The organism is Saccharothrix obliqua (assembly GCF_019375475.1).
GTDB classification, from domain to species: Bacteria; Actinomycetota; Actinomycetes; order Mycobacteriales; family Pseudonocardiaceae; genus Actinosynnema; species Actinosynnema obliqua.
Genome location: NZ_JAHXGQ010000001.1, coordinates 180190 through 205747 on the forward strand (window position 1 = coordinate 180190; position 25558 = coordinate 205747).

Sequence of the window (25558 nt, forward strand, 5' to 3'; positions counted from 1 at the left end):
TCCCCCGAAAGGAGCTGGCACCATGAGCGAATCCTGGGCTTGGCGGAAGTCGTCGCGGTCCGCCGGTAACGGCCAGTGCGTCGAGGTCGCCCGGACGACCGCCGTGGTCGGTGTGCGTGACTCCAAGGCACCGCACGCGGGGCACCTGCGGGTTCCCGGCGCGTCCTTCACCGCCTTCCTGAACGCGGTCAAGCGCTAGACCGCGATTTCGGCGCACGAGGCAACCTCCCCGGTCCGCCGCTCCGTACCAAGCGGCGACCGAGGGAGGGCGAGTGGAACGCGATCGCGATTTCGGCGAGTTCGTGGCCGCCCGCGCGCTGGTGCTGCGGCGGACCGCGTACCTGCTGTGCGGCGACTGGCACCGGGCGGAGGACCTGGTGCAGACGGCGCTGGCCAAGCTGTACGTGGCGTGGCCGCGCGTGCGGCGTGACGGGTCGGTCGACGCGTACGCGCGGAAGGTCCTGGTGCGTGCCGCCATCGACGACTCCCGCCGCGGGTTCCGCCGGCGGGAGACCGTCGTCGCCGCACCGCCGGAGACCCCGACCCGCGGTGACGCGCCCGCCGACTTCGACGTGCGTGACGCGCTCGCCGCACTGCCACCGGGCCAGCGCGCCGTCGTGGTGCTCCGCTACTGGGAGGACCTGACCGTCGCCGAAACCGCCCGCCTCCTCGGTCGGACCGAAGGCACCGTGAAGAGCCAAGCGGCGAAGGGACTCGCCGCGCTTCGGCGGCTTCTCGGCCAACCCGTACTGGAGGAGCAGCTGTGACCGACATCAGGCAGGTCCTGGAAACGGCCTTCGACGGCGAACCACCGCTCCAACTCGACCTGGCCGCGGTGCGGCGTGCCGGTCGCCGCCGCGTGGCGTTGCGCCGGGCCGCCACCTCGGTGGCCGCGCTCGCCGCCGTCACCGCGGTGTGCGTGCCGGCGATGGTCGGCTCCAGCGGGACCACGGGCGTCGCGGTCGGGTCGGCCACCCTGTCGACCGACCCCCGCCCGCCCGTCGACACGCCACCGCGGAGCACCGCGCCGGTCGCGCCGCCACCCGACGTGCTCAAGCCGCCGAAGCCGCCGAAGGTGCCGACCGCGCAACGCGCCGCCGAGCTGACGGCGTTGCTCGCGTCGTCCGGTGCGCTGCCGGACGTGCCGGCGGAGGGGCTGCCGGACAACCCCGCCGGCGCGTGGGAGTTCTTCGTCAGCCAGGGCGGCTACAAGGCCGTGACGGCGTTGACGGGCGACCGCAAGGGGCAGGTGGTGATGGCGTTGAACGCGCAGGCGTTCACCTGCTCGATCGGCGACCGCACGCACACGAGCTGCACGATGCGCCAGGTCGCCGACCGGCCGGTCCTGGAGGTCGATTACCAGTACCTGGAAGGTCGCGCGCGGACGGTGATGGTCCAGGCGTCCGACGAGACCGTGTTCAGCGTGACCGCCGTGAACAGCGACCACATGGCCAACACGACCGGCCCGGAAGCGCCGCTCACGTTCGCGGAGCTGGCAAAGGTGGCGACGGTGCCGGGGGTGACGTTCTAACCTGTTCGGGTGGCCGAGGACCTGGTGGTGACGCGGACGCTGGTGGTGCCGGCGGCCGAGTTGGGCGAGCGCTTCTCCAGGTCCTCCGGTCCCGGCGGGCAGGGCGTGAACACGGCGGACAGCCGGGTCGAGCTGTCGTTCGACCTGGCCGGCTCGCCGTCCGTGCCGGGGTGGTTGCGCGAGCGGATGCTGGGCCGGCTCGCGCACCGGTTGGTCGGCGGGGTCCTCACCGTCACGGCGAGCGAGCACCGCGCCCAGCTCCAGAACCGCGCCGCGGCCCGCGAGCGGCTGGCCCGGCTGCTCCGCGAGGCCGCCGCCGCGCCACCGCCGGTGCGCCGGGCGACCAAGCCCACGAAGGGCTCGCAGGAACGCCGCATCGCCGCGAAGAAGCGCCGGGCCCAAACCAAGCAGGGCCGCCGCGGCGGCTGGGACTAGGGCCTGCCCTCGAAGAGGGGTGTGGGTCCCCGCGCCGGGGCGGGTCCTGGAGGCCGCCGCCGCCGCGAAACTTTCAGGGAGCCTGCCTGATAGATACGGGGCGGGCTATCTTTCAGGGAGCCTGCCTGAAAATTAGGGCCTGCCCGACCGCCGGCCGGTCCCCCGGGCCGGTCCGGGCCGCGCTCGGGCTCTGAGGACAGCTCCTAACCCAGCAGCGCGTCCAGCCCGGCCTTGAGGCGGTCCGCCGGGTAGCGGCGGTGGGTGATCAGGTTGGCGGCCAGCGGGCCGAGGAGGGCGTCCGCCGTGAACGCGGCGTCCAGGTCGGGCCGGAGCTGCCCGATCAGCACGGCCAGGTGCCGGTGGTACACCTCGTAAGCGCCGCCGAACCGGGCCAGCGGACCGGTGGTCTCCGCCATCAGCAGCAGGTCGAGCTGCGCGAGCGTGCGATCGGCGAGGCCGTGCAGGAACGCGCGGATGCGGTCGGCGGCGGGTGCTCCCGGGCCGAGTGGCGGCGGGCCGGTGAGGAACGCCTGCTGGAACTCGCGCTCCGACTCGTCGACGAGGGCGTGCGCCAGGCCGGACCGGTCGCCGAAGCGGCGGTAGAGCGTGCCGACGCCGACACCGGAGGCCGCCGCGACCTCGGCCATGCCGAGCCCTTCGATCCCCCGCTCGGCCACGATCTCCGCTGCCGCGGCGAGGATCTTCGCCCGGTTGCGGGCGGCGTCGGCCCGTTCGCTCACGGGCGTCACCCTAACCCGTAGACATCCGGAACCAGTTCCGCTTAGAGTGCATAACCGGAATTGATTCCGCTACTTGGGGGCGACATGGGACCACTCGACGGCAGGACCGCCCTGGTCACCGGCGGCAGCCGGGGCATCGGCGCGGCGATCGCGGACCGGCTCGCCCGTGACGGCGCGCGCGTCGCCATCACCTACCTCGGCTCCGCCGACCACGCACGGGCCGTGGCAGCCGCGGTGGGCGGCATCGCGGTCCGCGCCGACTCGGCAGACCCCGACGCCCTGCGTGCCGCCGTGGACCGGACCGTCGAGGCGTTCGGCGGGCTGGACATCGTGGTGAGCAACGCGGGCATCGCCGCGTACGGGCCGTTCGAGGACGTCACGGACGACGAACTCGACCACCTCATGGCCGTGCACGCGCGGGCGGCGTTCGTGCTCGCGCGAGCCGCGTCGCCGCACCTGCGGTCCGGCGGCCGGATCATCGCCATCGGCAGCAGCCTCGCCGAGCGGGTGCCCACGCCCGGGTGGGCGGCCTACGCGATGAGCAAGTCCGCGTTGATCGGCCTCACCAAGGGCCTCGCCCGCGACCTCGGTCCGCGCGGCATCACGGTCAACCTCGTCCAACCCGGCTCCACGGACACCGGGATGAACCCGGCGGACGGGCCGGACGCCGACGGCGAACGCGTGCACACCGCCCTGGGCCGGTACTGCGATCCCGCAGACGTGGCCGCGATGGTCGCGCACCTCGCGGGTGACGGCGGGCGCAACGTCACCGGCGCGTCGATCCTCGTCGACGCCGGGGTGGTGGCCTAGGTGCCGTGGCTGCTGCTGGTCGGGGCGGCGTTGCTGGAGGTGGTGTGGGCGACGGCGTTGGAGCGCTCCGAGGGGTTCACCCGGCTGTGGCCGTCGGTGGTCGGGGTCGTGGCGGCCGTGGTCAGCTTCACCCTGCTCACCACCGCCGTGCGCGACCTGCCGCTGGGCACCGCGTACGCCGTGTGGGTCGGGCTCGGCGCGGTCGGTGTCGTGGTGGTCGGGATCGTGGCGCTGGGCGAGAGCGCCGCCCCGGCGCGGTTGGTGTGCCTGGCGTTGATCGTGATCGGTGTGGTCGGGCTCAAGTTGCTCTGAACGGGTGAACTCGCGGCCGGGTGGGGGAGATCGCGTTGCTCGCGGCGCACGTGCTTACCGCGTAACGGTTCCCGCGCGAGTGGAGATGGTCACGATGATGGCCGACGGAGAGTTATCCCTCCTGCACCGGCTGAGGGCCGGTGACAGCGGCGCGCGGCGCGAGCTTTTCTCGCGCTGCCAGGGGAAGACCCGGGCGTACGTCCGCAACCGGGTCGACCGGCCCGAGGACGTGGACGACGTGGTGAGCGAGGTCGTCGTCCGGGCCCTGGAGGGGCTGCGCAACGGCCAGGACCCGCGTGACCTGGACGCGTGGCTCACCGGCATCGCCCGCAACGTGCTGAAGGCCCACTACACCGACCAGAGCCGCCGTTCCGACCGCGAGGTGCCTGACTCCGCCGTCGTGCCGGAGGAGGTCGAGGACCTGGTGTCCCGCGACCGGGTGCGTGCCGTGTTGTCGGACTCGCTGGCCGGGGTGCCGGCGGGTCTGCGGCCCGTGGTGGCGGCGCACATCCGGCTCACGCTGGGTTCCGACCACCTGGTCGTGGGCGCGGAACTCGCCGAGGCGTTGGGCGTGCGGCGCAGTCAGGCCGATCGCCAGTTGGACCGTGGTCGGCGTGCGGCGGGCAAAGCGATTGCCGCGTACGTGATGACGCGTGTGGGTCGGGAGAGGTGTGAAGTGCTGGCGGCGTTGACCGACCGGCCGTTCGACCCCAAGCAGCCGGACGTGGTGTTGGCACATGCCGAGATGTGCGCGGTGTGCGGGCAACGGCAGCGGGATGCGCGGGATTACGCGCGTTGGGCGCTCGGCCCCGGTCTGCTCGGGTTGCCGGACGAGGAGGACCGGCGCACCGCGCTGGGTTTCGCGGGTCGTGGCGGGGAGTCCCCTCGCGGCGGGTCGGGTGTGGTCGGTGCGGGTGCGGCGACCGCCGCCCCCCAGGGCGTGGGGCTGGATGCGCTCGCCGATCGCGCGGAGGCCGCTCCGCGTGGCGTTCTCGGGGCGGTCGGTGCGCGTCTGGCGGCCATGCCCGGCGTGGACGCCGTGACCCGGCTGACGCAGGAGAATCCCGCGTTGGTGCGCGTGGCGGCGGGCGCGGTGGGGCTCGTGGCGGCGGCGGTGATCGCCGTGTTGGCCACCGCGCCCGACCCGGTGCAGGTCGGCGCGTTGCCGCCGACATCCACGCCCACCGCGGCACCGCCCGCGCTCCCCGGCGGGACCACCGCCCCGTCGACTGCGGAGCCGCCGGACGTGGCGCCGGTCGTCGCCACGCTCACGCCCCCTCCCACCGCCACCGCTCCACCCCGGACCACGCCACCGACCACCCCACCTGCTGTGGCCCCGCAGGCCGCGGCCACACCGCAGCCGGCCTCGCCTCCCCCGGTCCCGCCGACTCCGGAACCGACTCCGGAAGCGACTCCGGAACCAACCACCCCGGCTCCGCCACCGGCCGCGAAGTGGGCCTACGCCCGCGTCGAACCGGCGGACTCGGCGGTCGGCGTCGAGACCGACCTGATCGGCACCTGGCAGTGGGGCACGCCGCGGCCGATCCGGGTCACCCGGCAGGACACCGGCGTGTACCGGCTGCGGCTGCCGGGTCAGGCGTCCGGCACGGCCGTCGCGCACGCCACCCCCACGTTCCACCAGCCGCCGCAGCCGGTCGGCTGCGTGGTGCGGGACAACGGGCCCGTGGGTGAGGACCAGGTGGTCCTGGTCGCGTGCGCCAACGACGGCACGCCCGTCAACACCCGGTTCACCCTGCTGCTCGCCGAACCGTCCGGCCGGACCACCGTGATCGGTCCGGACGCGCCGGTGCGCCGGGTCGGTCCCGGTCGGTACGAGGCGGACCTCGCGGTCGGCACGGGCCGGGGCTACGTGCAGGTCACCCCGTACGGGCCGGGCGATGCCCGTTGCCGGTCGGAGGGCGTCACGGGTGCGGTGCTGCACGTCCAGTGCACCGCCGACACCCGGTGGGCGGCCGGCTACACCGAGGGCGGTCCGCCCGCCGGCACGGTCGGCGCGTACGCCCAGACCACGGGCGTGGCGCCCGACCTGCGGATCGACCCGGGGCGGTCGTTCAACAGCACGGGCGGGGCGTTCGCGCTCAACCGGCTCGGGCTCGGGCAGTACCGCGTGCTCGTCAAGGGTGTCGGGACGCGGGGTGGTGCGGTGTTGTCCGGCGCGACCGGGGCCGGGCACTGCTACACGGCCAACTGGAACGCGTTCGCGTACCCGGTGAACGAGGTGTGGGTGGACGTGCAGTGCCTGGACGACGCCGGTCGGCCCGCCGACCTCCAGTTCGGCGTCGCGGCGTACCGCCCACCGCTGCTGGAGTCCGAAGCCCTCGGCCCGCTCCAGCCCGCCGACCCCGGTCCGGCCCGGCCGGGTTGGGGCTATGCGCAGGTCTACCAGTACGGGTACGCGTTGGGCGTGCCGGTGCAGGTGCACCCGAACCACCAGTGGTCGACGTGGAGCGGTCACCTGCCCGGTAACGACGCGTGGTGGGCGCGGAAGGCGTCGGTGTTGCGGACCGGGGTGGGCGAGTACGCGGTGCGGATGCCGGGTTTGGGGGTGGTGGGCGCGGTCGCGCATGTCACGGCGATCTCGCAGGTGGCTGATGTGTGCGTGGTGCGGGATCAAGCGGTGGACGGCCCGGACGGTGTGGTCGGGGTGAACTGCTACGGGCCGGCCGGGGTGGGGAAGGACTTGCCGTTCCACGTGTACCTGGGGACGGGGCCGGCGGTGACGTCGTCGTCGGAGGGGGTGACGCGGTTGGGCGTCGGGGAGTACGAGGTCGTGGTGCCTGGTGGCGCGGCGGGTTTCGTCCAGGTGACGCCGGTCGGTGGGTTCGCGCGTTGCCGTGGGGGCGGCACGGCGGAGGCTGACGGCGTGCGGTTGCGGGTGTCGTGTGACCGGGACACCGCGTGGCAGGCGAGTCATGTCGTGGGGACCGGTTTGTCCGGGGACGGCACACCGGCCGGGTACGCGACCGTCACCGCGGCTGGGGGGTTGGATCGGGTGTTCAGCAGCAATGGGGAGACGCCGGTTGTCACGCACGAGGTGACCGGGCGGTACACGATCACCTACTCGACGTTGGGCAACCGCATCGTCTGGCCGACGGCGTCGGTCCAGGTGACGACGACGGGTTCCGAGCCGCGCACGTGCCGGGCGGCAAGCCTGAACGCCTACTCAACCCCGGGCGCCGTGCGGCTGGACGTGTGGTGCCACGACCCAGCGGGCCGCCCAGCGGACGCCGCGTTCGCCTTCACCCTCCTCCGCCCTCCGGACCGCTGACCCCGGGCGGGGCGGAAACTTTCAGGGAGCCTGCCTGATAGATCTGGTGCACGAAACTTTCAGGGAGCCTGCCTGATAGATACAGGGGTGGCTAACTTTCAGGAAGCCTGCCTGAAAATTAGCTCTCAACTGCACGGCGGCCCGCGGCCCGCGGCGGCTGGCCCGCAGCGGTCAACGGGCGAGCGGGCGACGGGCGAGCGGGTCAGCGGCGGCTCGGTGGTCGGCGGGCTGCGGGCGAGCGGGTGGCGGGCCGCGAGCGGGTGGCGGTCGGGCCGAACCCAGGTCGGACCCGTGTCGAGCCGGGTCCGGCCTGGGCCCCGCGCCCGCGTCGACTCGGGTCGGCCCCGCGTCGATCCGCGTCGACCCGGGCTCCCCCCGCGGCTAGCGGTCGGTTCCACCGTCCGGGCGGTAGGTGGGGTCGGGGTGGGAGCGTTGGTCGTTGCGCCCGGGGTTCATGGCGGGCCATGGGGAACTCGGCACCTGTGCGTCGCGTCCCGCCTGGACCACCATCGAACCGCCGGACGCCACGGCGTGCTGGCGTACGGTCGGCTCATGGGCGGTGGGCTGGTCCAGGTCAAGGTCCAACGCGTGGGCGTCACCGTTCGGGATCCACAGCCAGCCGTGTCCCTGAAAAGTTTTCTCAGCCACTTCCACCCGGCGGAAATCTCCGGGGCGGAGTGTGGTGTGCCCGGCGCGGACCAGGGTGGTGTAGACGATTTCCGACAGCACCACCACCAGGTCCGCGTCCGGGAATTGTTCCAGCGCTGCGTGCGCGGGCGCGCTGTTGAGCAGACGTGAGACCAACACGGAATCCTGACCGGGGAATCCGTTCGCGCCGTCCACCACCGCGCCGTGGTGGACGGCGAGTCGCATACGCGCCCGCGCCTCGGGCACGCGGTACCTGTTCGCGTAGGTGAGTTCCGCGTTCAGCGCGCGCACGTAGGAATCCACGACGAGGTGTTCCGGGCTGTCCGGTGGGAGGACGGCCCATTCCTCGTCGCCCTTCGCCTGGCGTTGCCACGTCGACCGGTCCAGTCCGGCCGCCTCGCCCGCCCGGTCCAGGCACCGGACGAGCAGTTCCTGCAACTCGCGCTGGAGCTGGTCGTCCGCCGCGCCGTAACGCCGCAGGTCGCAGCACACCAGCAGGCTGCGTCGGAAGGTGGCTGGGCTCATCGGCATCGCCCTTTCGACGTGGTGCGGTTCGGCGACCGGGTCGGCCGCCGAGGGGTGCGGAGCCACTGTGTAGTACCGCACCGGGGGCGAATACCGCAGAATTGCGGACTAGACCTAGATGCCGGCGAACTTCCGCAGGCCCGCCAGGTCCGGCACCAGCACGTCCCGGCGCAGGTGGCTCACCACCACGCCGGCCTTCCGCAGGTCGCTGAACGCCTTCTCCGCCGTGCGGGGCTTCATCCCGGCGATGGAGGCGAGTTCGACCTTGGTCAGCGGAATTCCGAGCGTCCAGCCCGTGGCCTCTTCCCGGCCATAGGTCTGCACCAATTCTGCGAGCACTCTGGCCACCCGTTCGGCAGCCGGGTGGGACAGGAAATCGCGGCGGCGCTGGTTGGCCCAGCGCAGCCGGTCGTTGATCATCCCGATCAATTCCACGAACACGTCGTTGCGCCGGTGCAGGAAGCTCATCAGCTCACCGCTGGTGATCAGCTTCGCCACCACGTCGCCACACGTCACGACCGTGGCCGAGCGTGGTTTCTGGTCCAGCGCCGCCATCTCGCCCACCAGGTCGCCCGCGACCCGGATCGCGAGCAGGGCCGTGTCGCCCGTCTCGTCGGTGGTCTGCACCTTCACCACGCCGTCGAGCAGCAGAAGGACATGAGTGTCCTTCGCGTCCTGCTCGATGACCTCCCGGTCGGCCGTGTACCGCACGACCGTGCCGATGTTCAGCAGCTCTTGTCGGGTGTTGTCGCGGAGGCGACCCAGCAGGCTGTTGCTGGGCCACCCTGGATCCGGTGTCATCGTGGTCGGCATGGGCAGCATGTGGATCCTGTTACTGTCGTGACCGGCGGGAACTCAATTTCGAGCCGACCCGCGTCGGGCGGCAAGTGATGGTCTCCCCGAACGTGCTGCGGACAGTACACCCGAATGGGCGTAACTGACGCGGTCTGGTAGGGCGTTTTGCGGGTGGACCTCCTATTCAAGATCACGTGCTAATGCACGCGCAATACCGGAGCGAATGGAATTGTGCTGCTCTCGCGCGGTGGGACGGTCGTCACGCCGGGAACAACCCGTCCGATCCGGGACCTTGGACCTGTTGAGGGGTCCCGAAGGACCCGATGTCGTACCGGAACCACCCGAGGAGACGTACGTGAGCGCCCTGTTCAGTCCGCTGACCCTCCGATCGGTCACGCTCCCGAACCGGATCGCCGTGAGCCCGATGTGCCAGTACTCCGCCAGTGGCGGGCTGCCCGACGAGTGGCACCTCGTCCACCTGGGTTCGCGTGCGGTGGGTGGCGCGGGGCTGGTCCTGTCGGAGGCGACCGCCGTGTCACCGGAGGGGCGCATCTCGCCGGACGACACCGGCCTGTGGAGTGACGAGCACGTGGCGGCGTGGCGCCCGATCACGGCGTTCATCCGCGCGCAGGGGTCGGTGCCGGGCGTGCAGCTCGGTCACGCGGGTCGCAAGGCGTCGACGTTCGCACCGCTGACCGGACGCAGCGGCGGCGTGCCGGACGAGGAGGGCGGCTGGCAGCCGGTCGCGCCGAGCGCCGTGCCGTTCAGCGAGACGTTCCGGACGCCGGTCGAGCTGGACGAGGCGGGTATCGCGAAGGTGGTCGCCGACTACGCCGCGGCGGCGCGCCTGGCCGTCGAGGCGGGTTTCCAGGTGGTCGAGGTCCACGCCGCCCACGGCTACCTGCTGCACCAGTTCCTCTCGCCGCTGAGCAACCGGCGCACCGACCGGTACGGCGGGTCGCTGGAGAACCGGACCAGGCTGACCCGCGAGGTCACGGCCGCGGTGCGCGAGGCGGTCGGCGACGACGTGCCGGTGCTCGTCCGGATCTCGGCAACCGACTGGGTCGAGGGCGGCTGGGCGGAGGAGGACAGCGTCGTGCTGGCGCGCGAGGTCGCCGCCCTGGGTGCGGACCTGGTCGACGTGTCGACCGGCGGCAACGTGCTCAAGGCCGACATCCCGGTCGGGCCCGGCTACCAGGTGCGGTTCGCCGAGACCGTGCGCGCGAAGGCGGAGGTGCCCGTCGGCGCCGTCGGCATGATCACCGAAGCCCGGCAGGCGGAGCGCGTCGTCGCCGATGGCTCGGCCGACCTGGTGCTGCTCGGGCGGGAGCTGCTGCGCGACCCGTACTGGCCGTTGCACGCGGCCAAGGAGCTGGGCGCGCAGGCAGCACCGCCGAAGCAGTACGCCAGGGCGTTCTAGGGGCCGCTTCAAAGGTCGGGCTGCCGGTGCGGAACCGGCAGCCCGACCTCGTCAGCGGTGTTCGTCAGCGACGGTAGTCGTCGTAATCGTCATCCGACGGGTCGTCGTAGCGATCATCGCTACGACGTGTGCTGTCGGCCTCGCCGGACAGCTCGCGTTGCAAGGCCTCAAAGTCGGTGTTGTGCGAGCTGTACTTCAGCTCCCGCGCCACCTTCGTCTGCTTGGCCTTCGCACGGCCGCGCCCCATGGCTCGACCCCCTCGCACAGGGACGGGGGCGGCCGGGGGAACGGCGGCCCCACTCGTCTCGACAACTAGTTCCTGGTAACTACCGTACCGTGTCGAAGGGGTTCCTCGCGACGCGGTAGGCGTGACACGTGCCGCCAATCTTGCCCGTGGGAGGATGCGCGGGTGCCTCGACCGTTCGTCGCCTACCTCAGGGTGTACGAACCGCTGTCGGCTCTTGACGCACCGTTGGCCCACCAGGTGCGAAAAGCCCTGGATGCCGGGGTGTTGAGCCGAGCGGACGCCGGAACCCGCGAACGGGAGCTGTGGTTGCGATCACAGTTGGCCCGGCCACGTCGCCTGCTGCCCGGGGAGCGTTCGGACGGGACGGTGGCGCCCGACGCCCCGTTCGACGTCCTGACCCTCAGCCCGGCCGAAGTGCCGGGGGAGGTCGGTCCGGCGCCGTTGGTCTGCCCGTTGGACGTGCGGCCCAGGTCGGCGGCGGCGCTGGTGGGGTTCCTGGCCACCTCCACCGTCCCGTTGCAGGACGCCGCCCTGTCCGTGCGGCCGGAGGCGGTCAAGTCCAGGGCGGCGGCGGTGATGGCCGAGCTGACCGGCGGGGCGGTGCACGTGATCTCCACTACGTGGACCGTTCCGCTGCCCTGGTTCGCGTTGTTCGACCCCGAGGCGCGCCACATCGTGCTGGCCCCGCGCGACGACCCGGAGCGCCAGGTGTCGTGGCGTGCGTCCATGTCGGACGCCCGTCGTCGGGCCGCCCGTGCGCGCAAGGTCGTGGCCACGGCCCTGGGTGACGACGGGCCGGCGAAGGTGCTGGCCGACACGGCGCGCTGGCTGGACCACTTCGCGCCGGACTCGGCGGTCGAACTCGACTACGGCGGCCTGGTGCAGCTGATCGACGACAACGACCTGCTGGAAGACACCTCGGCGCAGGACGTGAACGCCATCGTGGACGCCTTGGAGGCGGGTGACGCGGAGGAAGTGGCCCTCCGCTACGAGCAACTGCGGGACTTCTGGTCCGAGCTGGCGCGCCGGGAACGCCACGGCTGACCGCCCGCCCCGCTGATCGGCAGCCCCGGGGCTCCTCTGGCGCGCTCATGTGCCGCGCCTCTCTGTCTCGCGCGCTGAGCGCTCTCCGCCGCGCCCACGGCGGTTCTGTGGCGTCTCCGGGTGGTTCCTGTCGGCAGGGGGGCGGGCCGCGCTGAGGTGTGGGGCGGCCAGTGGCGAGGGCGGGCGGCGGCGGGCGCGGGCCGCGGCGAAGCGGGGCAGGGGCGGGCGAGGCTTCCGCGGGGTGACCGCCGCCACCCGCGGGGCCGAGTGGCGGGGGCGGAAAAGAAGTTCAAAAGTTTTTTCGGCCGGGCGTGTCGCGGCAAGGGGGAGCGCCGGGGCGGGGCGAGGGCGCTGGGAAGGGGCGAGGGCGCTGGGAAGGGGCGAGGGCGCTGGGAAGGGGCGAGGGCGCTGGGAAGGGGCGAGGGCGCTGGGAAGGGGCGAGGGCGCTGGGAAGGGCGAGGCGCTGGGGCGGGATGCCGAGAGAGGGAGCCAGCAAGGAGCGCCGGGGTGCCCTGCGAGGGAGCGCCGGGGGGTGCCGGGTGAGAGGACGCGGTGGGAGGACGCGGTGGGAGGACGCGGCGGGGACGCGGCGGGGGCGCGACGGGGGCGCGGTGAGAGGACGCGGTGGGAGGGCGCGGCGAAGCGGGGTGGGCAAGCGGGGCGGCGGGGCCGGGTGGGGGTGGAAGGGCGGGGGTGTGATTCGGGGCGGGACGGGGTGGGTGTTGTGGGGAATGGGGTGGTGGTGGATTTGTGGCATTGCCGAGGGGGTGGGTTCGGGGGTGCGGCTTTGTGGGGAATGGGGGAGTTATGGCTTCCGGGGGTGGATGGGGGTTGGGTGGAAACGGGATAGGAGGAATCTGGCTGTTGCGGCGGAGAGGGCGGCCAGTAATAGGGCTGCGGGCCAGCCCGCGGTGGTGGCCAGCCAGCCTGCCAAGGGTGGGGTGATGGTGGCTGCCAGGTAGTTGGCCGTGTTCTGCATGCCCAGCGCCGTGCCGCTGCGGCCCGGTGGGGCTAGTTCGGCGGTGGCGGTCAGGGCCAGGCCGTTCCAGGACAGGGCCAGGGCCGTGGTGGGTATCAGGGCTGCGGCCAGGATCGGGGGTGGGGCCTGGGTCAGGGTTGCGCACAGGGTGAAGGCCGCGGCGGTTGTCGCGGCCATGGTTTTGAGCGGGCCCAGGCGGTTGCCGGTTCGGTCGGACCAGGCGCCGGCCCCGAGTCTGCCCAGGCCGCCCAGGACCTGGGCTGCGGCCAGGAGGGTTGCCGCTGTTCCCGCGGCCAGGCCGCGGTGGTTGTGGAGCAGTTCGACCATCAGGGTTGCCGCGGTGAACTGGGGCACGACCAGGAAGGCGCCTGCCGTGCTCAGGCGGAGCAGGGCCGGGTTGGTGAGGAGGCGGGGCTGGTTGGTGGACGGCTTGCCGCGGTGGGAGAGCGGGCTGTGCTGGGAGAGCGCGCTGTGCTGGGAGAGCGGACTGCGGTGGGAGGCGGGTCGGCGGGAGAGGGGATTGCGGCGGGGAAGGCGGCGGCGGGGGAGGAGTCGGCGGGAGAGGGGATTGCGGTTGGTGGAGGGCTTGCCGCGGGTCGTGGCGGAGCTGCGGGTGGTGGGGTTGGCGGTAGAGGGGCCGGCGGGACTGGGGTTGGTGGGGCCGGGGTTGGTGGGACCGGGGTCGGTGGTGGACGGTGGGTCGCGGACCAGGGTGGCGATTGCCGTGGCGGTGAAGGCTGTGCAGCCGGCCAGCGCCAGGAACGACGTGGGCACGCCCGCTCCTGCCGCCACGGCGGGCAGCAACGCGGCCGTCAGCGCCGCGCCCAACGGGGTCGCGGTCTGGCGGATGCCCATGGCCAGACCCCGGCGGTCGGCGGGGAACCACGTCATCACGGCCCGGCCGCTCGCCGCGTTGACGCTCGCCCCGAACAAACCCACCCCGACCAGGGCCAACCCGGCCACCACCGGACCGTCCAGGGCCGCCAACGCCAGGCACGCCGCCGCGCCCACCCCGCCGATCGTCATGACCACGCGTTCGCCACGCCGATCGGCCGCCACGCCCCACAGCACCAGCGTCAGCACGGTGCCCAGGTTCACCGCGCCCAGCAGGAGGCCGACCTCGGTCAGGGTCAGGTCGAAGTGCTCGCGCAACTGGGGCGTGATCGCGGGCAGGCCGAGGAACACCGCCGCGTTCGTCCCCTGCGCCAACGCACCCACGGCGAGCACGACCCAGCGGTACCCCATGCCCGCACGCTAGGGCTACCGCTCAGGATGCGGGAGGGTCATCCCATCTTCTGGTACGTCCAGGGCTGATCACCTCCGTTCCGGTTCACCCCGACACGGATCATTGTCGAACATGAGTTCGAGTGGGAGCAAGATCACGATCGGGTGAGAGGTGAGAGGTGAGAGGCGACGGGGGACTCAGTCCGCCGGACGAGCGGGGTTCGCGGGCCACCCGCGCTCCGCCGCCAGCAACTCGTCCACCGACGCGCTGCCGCTCTGGTACCGCCCGGCGATCTCCGCGTTCAGCCGGTCCACCACGACCTGCACCTCACGCCGCCGCCCGGAGACCGAAGCCTCCTCGTTCACGAACGTCCGCAGCGCCAACTCCAGCTTGTCGTCCGACAACGCGCTCACGTCCGACAGGTCGACGTCCGACACCAACGCCTCGACGTGCCGCCGGTGCGCCTCGGCCCGCGAAGGCTCCTGCGTCTGGTACCGCCCCAACCCGGTCGCCGGCCCCACGGCGTTGGACGCCAGGATCGTCGCCAACTGGTCCACCACCGCCGAACCGCCGTCGGTCCGCCGCGCCTGCTCCGCCCGCACGATGTCGATCCGCGCGTGCAGCAGCCGCCGCAGGTACGACAGGTCGGTCTCCTCCTGGGCGGCCTCGTCGCGCAGCGCGCGCACTTCGGCGAGCGGGAGCCGCTCGATCCCCTCGGTGTAGTCGGGGGCGAGCACCCGGTCGATGCGGCGGCGCCCGCCAGGACGCACCTCGATCACGTACTCATCCTGAGGTAGTTCCTGCCCACCCGCCAACACATACCTGCTTCCAAAGTTGTCTCAAACCCGTACCGGACCGCGCACACCGAGCAGCTCCCTCGCCTCCGCGGGCGTCAGCGGGGGCCGCTGGGCGATCTTCGCCAGCCCCGCGGCCCGCGCCACGAGCTGCGCGTTGTCCCGCACCGGCTGCCCCTTGGCGTAGCTGAGCGTGTCCTCCATGCCCACCCGCAGGTGCCCACCCGCGCTCAACGACGCCAGCAGCACCGGCAACGTGGTCCGCCCGATCCCCGTCGCGGAGAACGAGGCGCCCTCCGGCAGCAGCCGCAACGCGGCCACCAACGTCTCCACGTCACCCGGCATCCCGCCGGGCACGCCCATCACCAGGTCCACGTGCACCTTCCCGCCGGCCGGCAACCCGTGCCGGTCGAGCAGCCTGCGCAACGTCGCGAGCTGCCCGATGTCGAAGATCTCGTACTCCGGCACGATCCCGCGTTCCTGCATCGCCTTGTGCAACGAGACGATGAACTCCCACCGGTTCATGAACACGTCGTCGCCGAAGTTGACCGTCCCCATCGTGCAGGACGCCGAGTCGGGCAACGCGTCGAGCACCCGCAGCCGGTCGGCCTCGGGGTCGGTCACCGCACCGCCGGTGGACAGCTGCACGACCAGGTCGGTGCGCTCGCGCAACGCCTGCACGGTGTCGCGCAACCGCCCGAGGTCGAGCGTCGGCCGGGTGTCCGCGCCCCGGATGTGGACGTGGACCATCGCCGCGCCGACCCGCTCGCACGACTCGGCGGTGGCGACCAGCTCGTCGAGGGTCACCGGGAGCTGGGGCACGTCGGCCTTCGCGTGCTCGGCCCCGGTGGGGGCGACGGTCAGCAGCGTGCCGTGGGAACCGGGTCGCGACATGCCGTGATCCTGGCACAACCGGGCGCTACCGCCCCAGGTTGCGGGCCGCCTCCCGGCCGAGCCCCGGCGTGTCCGGCGGCACCGAGTCGGGGTCGACGGACGCCTGCACGACGCGGTCCTCCGCGCCCACCAGCAGCTCCTCCTCCACCGGCACGGACCGCTTGACCAGCGCCAACGCCACCGTGCCCAGCTCGTGGTGCAGCGCGACGGACCCGACCCGCCCGACCACGCGGTCACCCGAGCGCACCGGGTCGCCGGTCTCCGGCCGCACCTCGCGCGTCCCGTCCAGGTGCAGCAGCAGCATCCGCCGCGGCGGCCGGCCGACGTTCTGCACCTTGGAAACCGTCTCCTGACCCCGGTAGCAGCCCTTGTCCAGGTGCACGGCGGAGCCGATCCAGTTCACCTCGTGCGGGATGGTCCGCTCGTCGGTGTCGACGCCCAGCCGGGGCCGCAACGCCTCCACGCGCAACGCCTCGAACGCCCAGCTCCCCGCCGGTCGCGCGCCGGCGCCGGTGAGCCGACCCCACCAGTCGGCGAGCGCGCCACGCGGTACCACGAGGTCCGCGGCGTCCTGACCGGGCCACGGCATCCGCCGCACGAACCCGCCGCCGGGCAGCCCGGCGACGCCCAGCACGTCCGGCACCGGCACGCCCGCCGCCGCGAGCGCGGCCGGCAGCTCCGGCCCGACCGCGGTGAGCACGGCGTACTCGTCCGTCACGTCCCGCGGCTCGACCTTGGACCAGAACACCATCTTGGTCAGGTACGACAGCAGCGGACCGGCGGTCGACGCCTCCGTGTCCAGGTAGACCACACCACCGATGTTCGCCACGACGGCGTGGTGCTCCACGCGCCCCTGCACGTCCAGGACCAGCATCTCGCTGCCCCGGTCCTCGCCGAGCGCCTCGAAGTGCTGGCTGGTCAGCGAGTGCAGCCAGGTCAACCGGTCCTCGCCGGTCACGGCCAGGACTGCCCGGTGGGACCGGTCGAACACCGCGACCGACCGGGCCGCGGCGCGTTGCTCGGCGAACGGGTCGCCGAAGTGCCAGGGCACGCCCTGGTCGGGCGAGTCCTCGAACGGCGCGACGGCGCCCGGCGCGGACAGCAGCGGTGAGGTCACGGGATCTCCTTCAAGCAGTCGCGGCACGTGCCCGACAGCGCGAGGTGGCTGGCATCCAGTTCGAACCCGTGCCCGGCCCGGAGTGTTCCGGACAGCGGGTCGAGCAGCTCGCACGGCACCTGCTCCAGCCGCCCGCAGCGGTGGCACACCAGGTGGACGTGCTCGTGCGCGCGCACCGAGTAGCTGGGCGCGCCGTGCCCGAGGTGGGTGTGGCGGACCATGCCCAGGCGGTCGAGCAGGTCCAGCGTCCGGTAGACGGTCGTGATGTTGACGGTGGGCGCGGTGCGCTGCACCCGGCGGCAGACCTGCTCCGGTGTGGCGTGCTCCAGTTCGCGCACCGCGTCGAGCACGAGCTGGCGCTGTGGCGTCATCCTCATGCCGCGGTCGTGCAACGTCTTGCGCAGGGCCTTCCGGCCGCTTGCGGTGTCCACGTTCCCGATGGTAGAGGGTGGGTAGTCTCCCGGTATGCGCGTGCTCGCCCTGCTGGACGGAACACCGGTCGACCCGGAGGCCCCGCGGATCCGCGTGGACGACCTCGGCCTGGTGCGTGGTGACGGCGTCTTCGAGACCGTCCTCGTCGTGGCGGGCGAACCGCGTGAGCTGGGCCCGCACCTGGACCGCCTGGCCCGCTCGGCGGCCATGCTGGACCTGCCCGCGCCGGACCGCGCCGCGTTCGAGCGCGCCGCGGCCGCGGTGCTGCGCGAGTGGGCGGGCGGTCGGGAGATGGCCCTCAAGCTGGTCCTCACCCGGGGCGTGGAGGGTGGTGACGGCACGCCCACCGGGTTCGCGCTGGGCGTGGAGGTCACGCCGAAGGTGTTCGCGCAACGCGCCGACGGGCTGGCCGCCGTGACCCTGGAGCGGGGCATCGAGCCGGGGCTCGCCGAGCGCGCGCCGTGGCTGCTGCTGGGCGCGAAGACGTTGTCCTACGCGGTCAACATGGCGGCGCTGCGGGAGGCGGAGAAGCGCGGCGCGAACGAGGTGGTGTTCACGGCGGCGGACGGCTCCGTGCTGGAAGGCCCCACGTCGACCGTGGTCGTGGTGCGCGGCCGGGAACTGGTCACCCCGCCCGCCGCGCTGGGCATCCTGCCCGGCACGACGCAGGCCGCGTTGTTCCGCGCCGCCGCGCGCGCGGGCTGGGCGGTCCGGGTCGGGCCGGTCGCGGTGGACGAGCTGTACGACGCGGACGGCGTGCTGCTCACGTCGAGCGTCCGCAAGATCACCCGCGTGCACACGCTGGACGGCAAGACGCTGCCCGACTCCACCGACGTGCACCGCGAGCTGACCGACCTCTACGAGTCGGAATACTGACGAGGGGCGCGGCCCCCGCGGGGGGACCGCGCCCGTCGGGGTTACTTCAGCCCGTTGTCGACGGCACTCATCAGCGTGCCGGTGTCACCGGACATCTCCCAGATCATCGCGCCGAGCAGGCCGCGCTGCTTCATCCACGCGGTCTTCTTCTGGATCGACCACGTGTCGTCGAACGTCCACCACTGCCCGCCGTTGCCGGTGAAGCAGGACGTCGCGACGGCCGGTTCGTCGTGGTACACGGTGCAGTTGGGCACGCTCGCCAGCAGGTTGGAGTACCCGCGGGTGCCCGCCTCCTCCTGGAACTGGCCGGGCGCCGCACCGGTCGCCGACTGCCACTCGCCCTTCTTCCCGCCGTCCTGGACGCCCTGCCAGCCGCGGCCGTAGAACGCGAGGCCCACCGTGATCTTGCGCGGGCTCACCCCCGCTTCCAGGTAGGCGTTGACGGTGTCCTCGACGCTGAAGTGGAACGAGTACGGGTCGTCCGCGTCCTTGTACAGGTTGCCCTGGTGGCCGGTCCGGTTCGGCTCCCACGAGTTGTCGCTGCCCGAGCCGTGGAAGTCGTAGCCCTGGACGTTGAAGATGTCCATGGACTTCGCGACCCGGCCCAGCTCCCACCCGGCGTCGATCTTGGCCCGGTCGGCGGGCGTGAAGGCGGTGAGCTGGTAGCGCTTGCCCGTGGTCTTGGTCAGCTCGTCCATCTGCTTGCGGAACTCCTCGATGAGGAGGGTGTTGTTCCGCTTGTCGTCCGGGCTGATGTGGTTGCCGGGGTGGCCCTCCGCGCCCGGCCACTCCCAGTCGAGGTCGACGCCGTCGAAGATGCCCGCCGCCGTGCCGGGACCGCCCGCCGCGTTGTACGTCGGCAGGTTGCCCTTCAGGTAGATGTCGAGGCAGGACGCCACGAACTTCTTGCGCGCCGCGTCGGTGGCCGACACGTCGGAGAAATACTTGGAGTACGTCCAGCCGCCCAGCGAGATCAGGATCTTCAGGTGCGGGTGCTTCGCCTTGAGCTTCTTGAGCTGGTTGAAGTTGCCGCGCAGCGGCTCCCAGCCGGTGTCGCCGACGCCGTCCACGGACTGCGCCGCGCTGAACGGCCGGCTGTAGTCGGCTTCCGCGTCGCCCGCGCCGTCGCCCTGGTTCGGGTCCTGCGGGTTGGACGAGGTGCCCTTGGTGACGCCCTGGAGGCACGTCAGGTTCTTCGGGTCGATGTTGCCGAACGCGTAGTTGATGTGCGTCAGCTTCGCGGCGGCACCGTTGGTGTCCAGGTTCTTCACGTAGAACTGGCGGCCGTAGATGCCCCACTGGACGAAGTAGCCGACCTTCGCGGCACCGGCCACGATGTCCGAAGTGGTCACCTTGACGGCGCTGCTCAGCCCGGACTCGTTGTCGTAGACGTCCCGCGCCTTCACCTGGAACGTGTACTCGGTGGACGGCGACAGGCCGTCGACCTTCGCCGTGGTCCCGATGACCGTGGCGACGACCGTGGCGCCCTGGTACACGTCGTAGTTCGCGACCTTGTTGTTGTCGGTCGACGCGTCCCACGCGAGCGTCACGCTGCCCGCGTCCTTGCCGGTGCTGCGCAGGTTGCCCGGCGTGGTCGGGGCCTGGGTGTCATCGGCCGGGTTGTTCGTGGTGACGCTGACGGCGTTGCTCGCCTGCGACACGTTGCCCTTGGTGTCCTTGGCCTTCACGGTGAAGGAGTAGGCGGTGTTGGGCGTGAGGCCGGTGACTGTGGCACTGGTGCCGGTGACCGTGGTGGCCAGCGCGGTTCCGTTGTAGACGTCGTAGTTCGCGACCGGCAGCGAGCCGGCGGAGGACGCGTTCCACTGGAGCGACACGGTCTTGGTCGTCTTCACCGGCGAGCGCAGGTCGCCCGGCGCGGTCGGCGGGACGTCCGCCGAGCCGTCGCAGTTGGAGTTGTTGATCCGGCAGGTCACCGGTTCCACCGCGCGGCTGAGGGAGAACGTCGGGCTGTACGGCTCGGTCGTCCGCCGCGCGCCCACGGACTTGTTGTAGTGCACCGGGGTCAGCGTGACCGCGTTGCCGGTCTGCGTGACGGTGCCGTTGTTCGCGTTGCTCGCGGTGACGCCGTCGGGCAGCGTGAAGGTGATCGACCAGTCGGACAACGTGGTGTCGGTGTTGTTGGCCACGATGAACTTGCCCGTGTTGCCGGCCAGGCTGAAGTCCGCGGTGACCGGTGCGGCCGGCGGCGGCTCCTCACCCGTGCCGTCGCAGTTGCGGCCGTTGAGCGTGCACGACGTCGGGTCGACCGCCGAGCTGAGCGTGAACGACGGGCTGAACGGCTCGGTGCTGCGGCCCGCCTGGATGGTGTTGATGTAGTACAGGGGTGTGAGCGTCACCTTGGTGCCGCTCTGGGTGGTGGTGGCGTTCTGCACGCCGCTGACCGTCACGCCGGCGGGCAGGTCGAACTTGATCGACCAGCCGGTGACGGAGGCCGATGTCGGGTTGTTGACCACGAACTTCGCCGTGGTGCCGGTTCTGGTGAACGTCGCGGTCAGGCCGGCAGCGGCGGATGCCGGTGCGGCGAGGGCGGCGGTGGCGGCTAGGAATGCCACCAGCGCGATGGCTAGTCGGCGCATGAGGGTTGTGCCTCTCGATTGACAGGGACAGTCGAGAACCACGGCGGCCAGGTCTGAACGTAGGTCGTCACCACCCGATTGACAATGGGTCTAGACCAATTGCGTCCGTTCAGCCGTGCGGGCGGAAGCGGACCCGGGTGCCCGGCCGCGCCTGGCCGAGCGCGGGCAGCGCGTCCGGCGGCACGACGCCGACCACCGGGTAGCCGCCGGTCGTCGGGTGGTCGGCCAGGAACACCACAGGTCGACCGGCCGCGGGCACCTGCACGGCACCGGTCACCAGACCCTCGCTGGGCAGCTCGCACCCCTGGCGCGCGGCCGTCCGGAGCAACGCCGTGCCGCGGAGGCGGACACCCACGCGGTTGCTCCGTTCGGACACCTCCCACCGGCCCGCGCGCAACTGCGCGACCGCGTCGTCGAACCAGTCGTCGCGGGGACCGGTCACCACCGGGAGCACCAACTCGTCCGGCACGCGCACCGGTGGCAGCACGTCGGCGCCGGTCGGCACACCGGTCGGCACGCCGAGTGGCAGCACGTCGCCCGCGGCCAGCGGCGCGGGCCCCAGGCCGGACAGCAGGTCGGTGGCCCGGCTGCCCAGCTCGGCGGGCAGCGCCACGCCGCCGGACAGCGCCAGGTAGGCGCGCAGACCGGCGACCGGCGTGCCCAGCACCAGTTCGTCACCCGGCGCGAGGTGCGTCGGCGAGTCCCGGGCCACGCCGTTGACCAGCAGCGGCGTGGCGGGTCCGGCGACCGCGGCGGTGCACGAGCACCCGGCGCGCAGCGCCAGCCCGCCGAGCAGCACCTCCAGGCAGGCGGCGTCCTCGGGGTTGCCCGCGAGCCGGTTGGCCAGCCGCAGCGACGGCGCGTCCAGCGCACCCGACGGGGGCACGCCCAGGTGGGCGTAGCCGGGGCGGCCCAGGTCCTGCACCAGGGCCTGGGGCCCGGTGCGCAGCACGGTGACCGAGCGGCCGGTCACGGCACGGCCCGGAAGCGGACGCGGTCGCCGGGCGCGAGCAGGGCGGGCACGTCGCGGCGGGGGTCGAACAGCGGCGCGTCGGTGCGCCCGATCAGCCGCCACCCGCCGGGCGTCGAGCGCGGGTAGGCGGCGGTGTACTCACCGGCCACGCCCACCGAGCCCGCCGGCACGCTCGTGCGCGGCGATTCCAGGCGCGGCTGCCGCAGTGGTCCGGGCAGGCCCGTCAGGTAGGCGAAACCGGGTGCGAAACCGCAGAACGCCACGGAGTACGTCGCGCCCGTGTGCAGGCGGACCACCTCGGCCGGCGAGATGCCGGCCGTCTCGGCGACCAGCGCCAGGTCCGGCCCGTCGTAGACCACCGGCACCTCCGCGGTGCGGGACGGCGCGGGCGGGCGGTGGGTCGGGTCGACCGCCGCCAGCACCCGGCGCACGGCGGGCAGCCCGCCGGGCCGGGTGGTGATCAGGACCGTGCGTGCCGCCGGCACCAGCTCGACGACCTCGGGCAGCGCCGCCGCGCGCACGGCGGCGCGCACCGCCTCCACCTCGTCCGGCGAGTCCACCTCGACCAGCACCGCATCGGTGCCGCAACGCCGCAGCCGCATGGCACCAGGATATGTCCTCAGGTTGGATTGTTGAACAATCCCCGGCCGCGAGTTCCCCCGCGGCCGGTACCCGGGTGGATCAGCCGACGATGCGCTTCAGGTGCGCCGACGTGTGCGGCTGGAGCGGCTGGCCGACCATCGCGCGCTCCTCCACGTACGCCAGGTCGCCGTTGTTGACGATGCCGTACAGGCGCTGCGCCCCGGTGACCTCCTTGGCGGTCGCCGTGCGGATCACCGCGTCCGTGCCCAGCTCCCACGACGTCTGGGTGCGCGGCTTGCCGTAGTACAGCTCCACGATCCCGGTGTTGTGCGTGAGCAGCACCTCGATCGTGTCGTCCGGCTGCGGGCGCCAGAAACCCGTCTCGCGGGCCGCCTGGCGGATCACGCCGCCGTCGGCGTCCAGCAGCCAGGACCGGGCCTCGTAGAACAGGAACGGCCGGCCGTCGTGCGCGAACGTGATCTGCTGGCCGTAGCGGTACGGGCCGTCGATCGTCGGGTACACGACCTCGCCCTCGCCACGCCACACGCCCACCAGCGGCAGCAGCGCCAGGCACGCGTCGTGCAGCGACGGGCCCTCCCGCAGGTTCGCGGTGTCGGCAGGCACCGGCAGGTCGTCGAACTGCGGCAGGTTGCGGGCCCCGGTCACCTCGGCCCGCGACGCGGCGGCGCGCACGGCGGCGTCGCCGCTGCCCGGCACGGGTGCGTTCTCGGTCATCAGCGCTGGTCGGAGTACAGCCGGTAGACCACGTACCCGGCGAACCACACGACGGCCAGCGCCACCAGGATCATCAGCCCTGTGAAGAAGTGTTCCACCCGCCGATCGTAACGCCCCGCCCGCGGCCGGACCTGATCCGGTGGCCGACGCGACACCCCGCCCCAAAACGGGCGGGACCCCCGGCGCCAGTGCGCGCCAGGGGTCCTCGGGTAGCGCCGGGCGGACCCGTGCGCTCCGCGTTCGCGGGCGGCTAGGCGACCGCCACCGACACCGGGTGGACACCCGGGCCCGCGGCCGACACCGACGCCTGCCCGTTGCCCGACCGGTGCAGCGCCCGGATCGTCCACTCTCCCGGCGCGGCGAAGAACCGGAAGTCGCCCTCGGGCGAGGAGACGACCTCCGCGGTGAACTCGCCCGACGCGTCGAGCAGCCGCACGTACGCGCCGCCGACCGGGCCGTCCGCCGTGCTCACCTTGCCGGTGAGCACGACCTCGTTGTCCCCGACCTCGATGTCCACGCCCTGCACGGGCGCGCCGCAACCGTCGCTCATCAGCCCTCCTTGCCGGAACCGAGTTCGACGGGCACGCCGACCAGCGAGCCGTACTCGGTCCACGAACCGTCGTAGTTCTTCACGTCCTGGTGGCCGAGCAGCTCGTGCAGCGCGAACCAGGTGTGCGACGAGCGCTCACCGATGCGGCAGTAGGCGATGGTCTTGCGGGAGCCGTCGAAACCGGCCTCGCCGTAGATCTCCGCCAGCTCCTCGTTGGACTTGAACGTGCCGTCCTCGTTCGCGGCCTTGCTCCACGGCACGTTGATCGCGCTGGGGATGTGGCCGCCGCGCTGCGCCTGCTCCTGGGGCAGGTGGGCGGGCGCGAGCAGCTTGCCGGAGAACTCGTCGGGCGAGCGGACGTCGACCAGGTTCTGCTTGCCGATGGAGTCCACGACCTCGTCGCGGAACGCGCGGATGGTCAGGTCCTGGTCCTGCGCCCGGTACTCGGTCGCGGGCCGCTCGACGGTCTCCTTGTCCAGCGGGCGGCCGTCCAGCTCCCACTTCTTGCGACCGCCGTCGAGCAGCTTCACGGCCTGGTGGCCGTACAGCTTGAAGTACCAGTACGCGTAGGCGGCGAACCAGTTGTTGTTGCCGCCGTAGAGGATCACGGTGTCGTCGTTGGAGATGCCCTTGGCGGACAGGAGCTTCTCGAAGCCCGCGCGGTCCACAAAGTCCCGGCGGACCGGGTCCTGGAGCTCGTTCTTCCAGTCGACCTTCACCGCACCGGGGATGTGGCCGCCGTCGTAGGCGGTGGTGTCCTCGTCCACCTCCACGAACACCACGCCGGGCGTGTTGAGGTTCTCCTCCGACCAGGCGGCCGAGACCAGGACGTCTTCACGGCTCATCGAGCAGCTCCTGTTTCTTCTTCATCTCTTACTGAGGACGTGCGAGGACTGGGGTGAAACGGCGCAGGAGCAGGTAGACCTCGCAGCCCAGGCACAGGCCGAGCGCGGCGTTGAGCAGCGCGGCGACCAGCGCGGCGGACGTGGCGACCACTCCGAGCGCGGTGAGACCGGTGGCGTAGCCGACGGTGCCCACCAGGGCGAAGGCGAACCCGACGCCCTGCGCGAACCGCAGCGGGGCGGCTTCCTCGCGCTCGGCCGTCGGCCTGATCCGGGGCTGCACGGCGAACCGGTAGAGGTGTCCCCACGGGTTGAGCCGGAGCGAGACGAACGCGCACAGGCCGAACAACACGGCCTGCGCGGCGAGCAGGCGCCACGACCCGGTCAACAGCACCGCGGCGAGCACGGCGGTGGTGATCCAGGCGCTGAACCGCGGGCCGCGCGGATCTACGGGGGAATCTCTGGGGGGGGAATCTCTGGGCACGGCGACCTCCTGACGATGACTGGGCAGTCCGTCTTCAGGCGGTGGTAGGGGCAGGCGGGGTGGTCCGTCAAGACCGCCCGACCGCCGGGTGACCCGCCCGGTCAGCTCGCCGCGCGACACAGGCTGCTGCGGACGCGGCACAGGTCGACCGCGAGTCGCTTGGTCAGCAGCTCGTTCATGCGGACGAGGGTAGCCGGTGCTTCCTCCTCCTCGGGAGAGGCGTCCACAGGGTGGGAGTTCGCAGGTTCACCCGTTCGGTACAGGCAGGAAAGGGCGCAACGCGGTCAGCAGCGCGTCCCGCTTCGGCACCCCGCTGACGCGCAGCAGTTCGGTCCCCCGCACGTCCAGCGCGACCGTCGTCGGCGCGCGCCGCACGCCCATCCCGGCCACCACGTCCGGCAGGTTCGTCACGTCCAGCTCGACGTGGCGCAGCCCCTCGGTGCGCGCGGCGAGGTCGGCCAGCACCACGCGGGTGTGGCGGCACGGCGCGCAGAACGTCGTGGACAGCTGCACCAGCGTCACCGGCGTGGTCGGGTCGAGCAGGGCGCGCACCGGCTCGGGCAGTTCCACCACGTCCTCCTCGTCACGCGTGCGCACGCGGCCGTCCCTGAGGTGCCGCGTGATCCCGACGACCGCGACCACCACGACCGACGCCACCAACGCCCACACCCCGACCACGGCG

The 25558-nt window shown here is 72.4% G+C and carries 28 protein-coding genes; 10 read left to right on the top strand and 18 right to left on the bottom strand.

Annotation, left to right across the window (positions count from 1 at the left end; translation table 11 throughout):
* Positions 1 to 22 precede the first annotated feature (22 nt).
* From KZQ38_RS00950 to arfB, 4 genes are all read left to right on the top strand, one after another.
* On the top strand, positions 23 to 199 hold the full coding sequence (locus KZQ38_RS00950) for a DUF397 domain-containing protein (RefSeq protein WP_219437423.1): 177 nt from the start codon (positions 23 to 25) through the stop codon (positions 197 to 199).
* Positions 200 to 272: 73 nt separating this feature from the next.
* Positions 273 to 767, top strand: coding sequence for a SigE family RNA polymerase sigma factor (locus KZQ38_RS00955; protein ID WP_219437425.1), 495 nt, complete (start codon positions 273 to 275; stop codon positions 765 to 767).
* On the top strand, positions 764 to 1531 hold the full coding sequence (locus tag KZQ38_RS00960; protein ID WP_219437427.1) for a hypothetical protein: 768 nt from the start codon (positions 764 to 766) through the stop codon (positions 1529 to 1531). The genes KZQ38_RS00955 and KZQ38_RS00960 overlap by 4 nt, the downstream gene beginning before the upstream one ends.
* A gap of 9 nt (positions 1532 to 1540) precedes the next feature.
* A complete protein-coding gene (gene arfB / locus KZQ38_RS00965; RefSeq protein ID WP_219437429.1) occupies positions 1541 to 1966 on the top strand; it encodes an alternative ribosome rescue aminoacyl-tRNA hydrolase ArfB in 426 nt (141 codons plus the stop codon).
* 203 nt (positions 1967 to 2169) lie between these two features.
* Here arfB and KZQ38_RS00970 read toward each other — a convergent pair whose 3' ends face one another.
* Positions 2170 to 2706 carry a TetR/AcrR family transcriptional regulator gene (locus KZQ38_RS00970; RefSeq protein WP_219437431.1) on the bottom strand — a complete coding sequence of 179 codons (537 nt, stop codon included), beginning with the start codon at positions 2704 to 2706 and terminating at the stop codon, positions 2170 to 2172.
* Positions 2707 to 2790: 84 nt separating this feature from the next.
* Between KZQ38_RS00970 and KZQ38_RS00975 the strand changes: the two genes are divergently transcribed.
* The 3 genes from KZQ38_RS00975 to KZQ38_RS00985 all read left to right on the top strand — a co-directional run bounded on the left by KZQ38_RS00975 (position 2791) and on the right by KZQ38_RS00985 (position 7117).
* Entirely contained in the window at positions 2791 to 3516 is a 726-nt protein-coding gene (locus KZQ38_RS00975; protein ID WP_219437433.1) for an SDR family NAD(P)-dependent oxidoreductase, read from the top strand.
* Positions 3517 to 3828, top strand: coding sequence for a DMT family transporter (locus tag KZQ38_RS00980; RefSeq protein ID WP_219437435.1), 312 nt, complete (start codon positions 3517 to 3519; stop codon positions 3826 to 3828).
* A 94-nt stretch (positions 3829 to 3922) separates the two neighbouring features.
* Positions 3923 to 7117, top strand: a complete 3195-nt coding sequence (locus KZQ38_RS00985) for a sigma factor (RefSeq protein WP_219437437.1) — start codon at positions 3923 to 3925, stop codon at positions 7115 to 7117.
* Between the two features lie 381 nt (positions 7118 to 7498).
* Here KZQ38_RS00985 and KZQ38_RS00990 read toward each other — a convergent pair whose 3' ends face one another.
* Positions 7499 to 8290, bottom strand: a complete 792-nt coding sequence (locus KZQ38_RS00990) for a hypothetical protein (protein ID WP_219437439.1) — start codon at positions 8288 to 8290, stop codon at positions 7499 to 7501.
* Between the two features lie 114 nt (positions 8291 to 8404).
* Positions 8405 to 9091, bottom strand: a complete 687-nt coding sequence (locus tag KZQ38_RS00995; protein WP_257900554.1) for a Crp/Fnr family transcriptional regulator — start codon at positions 9089 to 9091, stop codon at positions 8405 to 8407.
* A 349-nt stretch (positions 9092 to 9440) separates the two neighbouring features.
* Between KZQ38_RS00995 and KZQ38_RS01000 the strand changes: the two genes are divergently transcribed.
* Positions 9441 to 10505, top strand: coding sequence for an NADH:flavin oxidoreductase/NADH oxidase (locus tag KZQ38_RS01000; protein WP_219437444.1), 1065 nt, complete (start codon positions 9441 to 9443; stop codon positions 10503 to 10505).
* Positions 10506 to 10569: 64 nt separating this feature from the next.
* On the opposite strand, the gene KZQ38_RS01005 is transcribed toward KZQ38_RS01000, so the two are convergent.
* Positions 10570 to 10752, bottom strand: a complete 183-nt coding sequence (locus tag KZQ38_RS01005) for a DUF3073 domain-containing protein (protein ID WP_219437446.1) — start codon at positions 10750 to 10752, stop codon at positions 10570 to 10572.
* A 162-nt stretch (positions 10753 to 10914) separates the two neighbouring features.
* On the opposite strand from KZQ38_RS01005, the gene KZQ38_RS01010 reads away from it, so the two are divergent.
* Positions 10915 to 11796 carry a DUF8083 family protein gene (locus KZQ38_RS01010; RefSeq protein WP_219437448.1) on the top strand — a complete coding sequence of 294 codons (882 nt, stop codon included), beginning with the start codon at positions 10915 to 10917 and terminating at the stop codon, positions 11794 to 11796.
* 805 nt (positions 11797 to 12601) lie between these two features.
* Here KZQ38_RS01010 and KZQ38_RS01015 read toward each other — a convergent pair.
* The 5 genes from KZQ38_RS01015 to KZQ38_RS01035 form a co-directional block, all read right to left on the bottom strand.
* The gene (locus tag KZQ38_RS01015) at positions 12602 to 14020 is read right to left on the bottom strand and encodes an MFS transporter (RefSeq protein WP_219437450.1); all 1419 of its coding nucleotides are present in this window, start codon (positions 14018 to 14020) and stop codon (positions 12602 to 12604) included.
* Positions 14021 to 14197: 177 nt separating this feature from the next.
* Entirely contained in the window at positions 14198 to 14779 is a 582-nt protein-coding gene (locus KZQ38_RS01020) for an RsiG family protein (RefSeq protein ID WP_219437452.1), read from the bottom strand.
* Between the two features lie 60 nt (positions 14780 to 14839).
* Positions 14840 to 15688, bottom strand: a complete 849-nt coding sequence (locus KZQ38_RS01025) for a beta-keto acid cleavage family enzyme (RefSeq protein WP_219437454.1) — start codon at positions 15686 to 15688, stop codon at positions 14840 to 14842.
* 25 nt (positions 15689 to 15713) lie between these two features.
* A complete protein-coding gene (gene ygfZ, locus KZQ38_RS01030; protein ID WP_219437455.1) occupies positions 15714 to 16805 on the bottom strand; it encodes a CAF17-like 4Fe-4S cluster assembly/insertion protein YgfZ in 1092 nt (363 codons plus the stop codon).
* Positions 16802 to 17236 carry a Fur family transcriptional regulator gene (locus KZQ38_RS01035; RefSeq protein ID WP_308258187.1) on the bottom strand — a complete coding sequence of 145 codons (435 nt, stop codon included), beginning with the start codon at positions 17234 to 17236 and terminating at the stop codon, positions 16802 to 16804. The genes ygfZ and KZQ38_RS01035 overlap by 4 nt, the downstream gene beginning before the upstream one ends.
* Positions 17237 to 17270: 34 nt before the next feature.
* Here KZQ38_RS01035 and KZQ38_RS01040 point away from each other — a divergent pair, with 34 nt between their 5' ends.
* Positions 17271 to 18113: an aminodeoxychorismate lyase gene (locus KZQ38_RS01040; protein WP_219437456.1), complete on the top strand. Its 843-nt coding sequence runs from the start codon at positions 17271 to 17273 to the stop codon at positions 18111 to 18113.
* 41 nt (positions 18114 to 18154) lie between these two features.
* Here KZQ38_RS01040 and KZQ38_RS01045 read toward each other — a convergent pair whose 3' ends face one another.
* The 9 genes from KZQ38_RS01045 to KZQ38_RS01080 form a co-directional block, all read right to left on the bottom strand.
* Positions 18155 to 20710, bottom strand: coding sequence for a glycosyl hydrolase family 18 protein (locus tag KZQ38_RS01045; protein ID WP_219437457.1), 2556 nt, complete (start codon positions 20708 to 20710; stop codon positions 18155 to 18157).
* Between the two features lie 109 nt (positions 20711 to 20819).
* The gene (locus KZQ38_RS01050; RefSeq protein ID WP_443706231.1) at positions 20820 to 21662 is read right to left on the bottom strand and encodes a 5-oxoprolinase subunit C family protein; all 843 of its coding nucleotides are present in this window, start codon (positions 21660 to 21662) and stop codon (positions 20820 to 20822) included.
* A gap of 17 nt (positions 21663 to 21679) precedes the next feature.
* Positions 21680 to 22285 carry a 5-oxoprolinase subunit PxpB gene (gene pxpB, locus KZQ38_RS01055; RefSeq protein ID WP_219437461.1) on the bottom strand — a complete coding sequence of 202 codons (606 nt, stop codon included), beginning with the start codon at positions 22283 to 22285 and terminating at the stop codon, positions 21680 to 21682.
* Positions 22286 to 22364: 79 nt separating this feature from the next.
* Positions 22365 to 23000 carry a heme-binding beta-barrel domain-containing protein gene (locus KZQ38_RS01060; protein ID WP_219437463.1) on the bottom strand — a complete coding sequence of 212 codons (636 nt, stop codon included), beginning with the start codon at positions 22998 to 23000 and terminating at the stop codon, positions 22365 to 22367.
* Positions 23001 to 23250: 250 nt separating this feature from the next.
* Positions 23251 to 23550 carry a DUF1416 domain-containing protein gene (locus KZQ38_RS01065; protein ID WP_219437465.1) on the bottom strand — a complete coding sequence of 100 codons (300 nt, stop codon included), beginning with the start codon at positions 23548 to 23550 and terminating at the stop codon, positions 23251 to 23253.
* Positions 23550 to 24395 carry a sulfurtransferase gene (locus KZQ38_RS01070; protein WP_219437467.1) on the bottom strand — a complete coding sequence of 282 codons (846 nt, stop codon included), beginning with the start codon at positions 24393 to 24395 and terminating at the stop codon, positions 23550 to 23552. The genes KZQ38_RS01065 and KZQ38_RS01070 overlap by 1 nt, the downstream gene beginning before the upstream one ends.
* A 28-nt stretch (positions 24396 to 24423) precedes the next feature.
* The gene (locus KZQ38_RS01075) at positions 24424 to 24798 is read right to left on the bottom strand and encodes a DUF4395 domain-containing protein (protein WP_372452196.1); all 375 of its coding nucleotides are present in this window, start codon (positions 24796 to 24798) and stop codon (positions 24424 to 24426) included.
* A 179-nt stretch (positions 24799 to 24977) separates the two neighbouring features.
* On the bottom strand, positions 24978 to 25103 hold the full coding sequence (locus KZQ38_RS35770) for a putative leader peptide (RefSeq protein ID WP_257900938.1): 126 nt from the start codon (positions 25101 to 25103) through the stop codon (positions 24978 to 24980).
* Between the two features lie 19 nt (positions 25104 to 25122).
* The gene (locus tag KZQ38_RS01080; RefSeq protein ID WP_219437471.1) at positions 25123 to 25554 is read right to left on the bottom strand and encodes a TlpA family protein disulfide reductase; all 432 of its coding nucleotides are present in this window, start codon (positions 25552 to 25554) and stop codon (positions 25123 to 25125) included.
* Between the last annotated feature and the right edge of the window lie 4 nt (positions 25555 to 25558).

Coding starts and splice junctions, on each gene's coding strand:
- KZQ38_RS01070 (WP_219437467.1), bottom strand. CDS start 24,395: ATGAGCCGTGAAGACGTCCTGGTCTCGGCCGCCTGGTCGGAGGAGAAC.
- KZQ38_RS01060 (WP_219437463.1), bottom strand. CDS start 23,000: ATGACCGAGAACGCACCCGTGCCGGGCAGCGGCGACGCCGCCGTGCGC.
- pxpB (WP_219437461.1), bottom strand. CDS start 22,285: ATGCGGCTGCGGCGTTGCGGCACCGATGCGGTGCTGGTCGAGGTGGAC.
- KZQ38_RS01065 (WP_219437465.1), bottom strand. CDS start 23,550: ATGAGCGACGGTTGCGGCGCGCCCGTGCAGGGCGTGGACATCGAGGTC.
- KZQ38_RS00995 (WP_257900554.1), bottom strand. CDS start 9,091: ATGACACCGGATCCAGGGTGGCCCAGCAACAGCCTGCTGGGTCGCCTC.
- KZQ38_RS00985 (WP_219437437.1), top strand. CDS start 3,923: ATGATGGCCGACGGAGAGTTATCCCTCCTGCACCGGCTGAGGGCCGGT.
- KZQ38_RS01040 (WP_219437456.1), top strand. CDS start 17,271: ATGCGCGTGCTCGCCCTGCTGGACGGAACACCGGTCGACCCGGAGGCC.
- KZQ38_RS01005 (WP_219437446.1), bottom strand. CDS start 10,752: ATGGGGCGCGGCCGTGCGAAGGCCAAGCAGACGAAGGTGGCGCGGGAG.
- KZQ38_RS00990 (WP_219437439.1), bottom strand. CDS start 8,290: ATGAGCCCAGCCACCTTCCGACGCAGCCTGCTGGTGTGCTGCGACCTG.
- KZQ38_RS01025 (WP_219437454.1), bottom strand. CDS start 15,688: ATGTCGCGACCCGGTTCCCACGGCACGCTGCTGACCGTCGCCCCCACC.
- KZQ38_RS01015 (WP_219437450.1), bottom strand. CDS start 14,020: ATGGGGTACCGCTGGGTCGTGCTCGCCGTGGGTGCGTTGGCGCAGGGG.
- KZQ38_RS00975 (WP_219437433.1), top strand. CDS start 2,791: ATGGGACCACTCGACGGCAGGACCGCCCTGGTCACCGGCGGCAGCCGG.
- KZQ38_RS00950 (WP_219437423.1), top strand. CDS start 23: ATGAGCGAATCCTGGGCTTGGCGGAAGTCGTCGCGGTCCGCCGGTAAC.
- KZQ38_RS01045 (WP_219437457.1), bottom strand. CDS start 20,710: ATGCGCCGACTAGCCATCGCGCTGGTGGCATTCCTAGCCGCCACCGCC.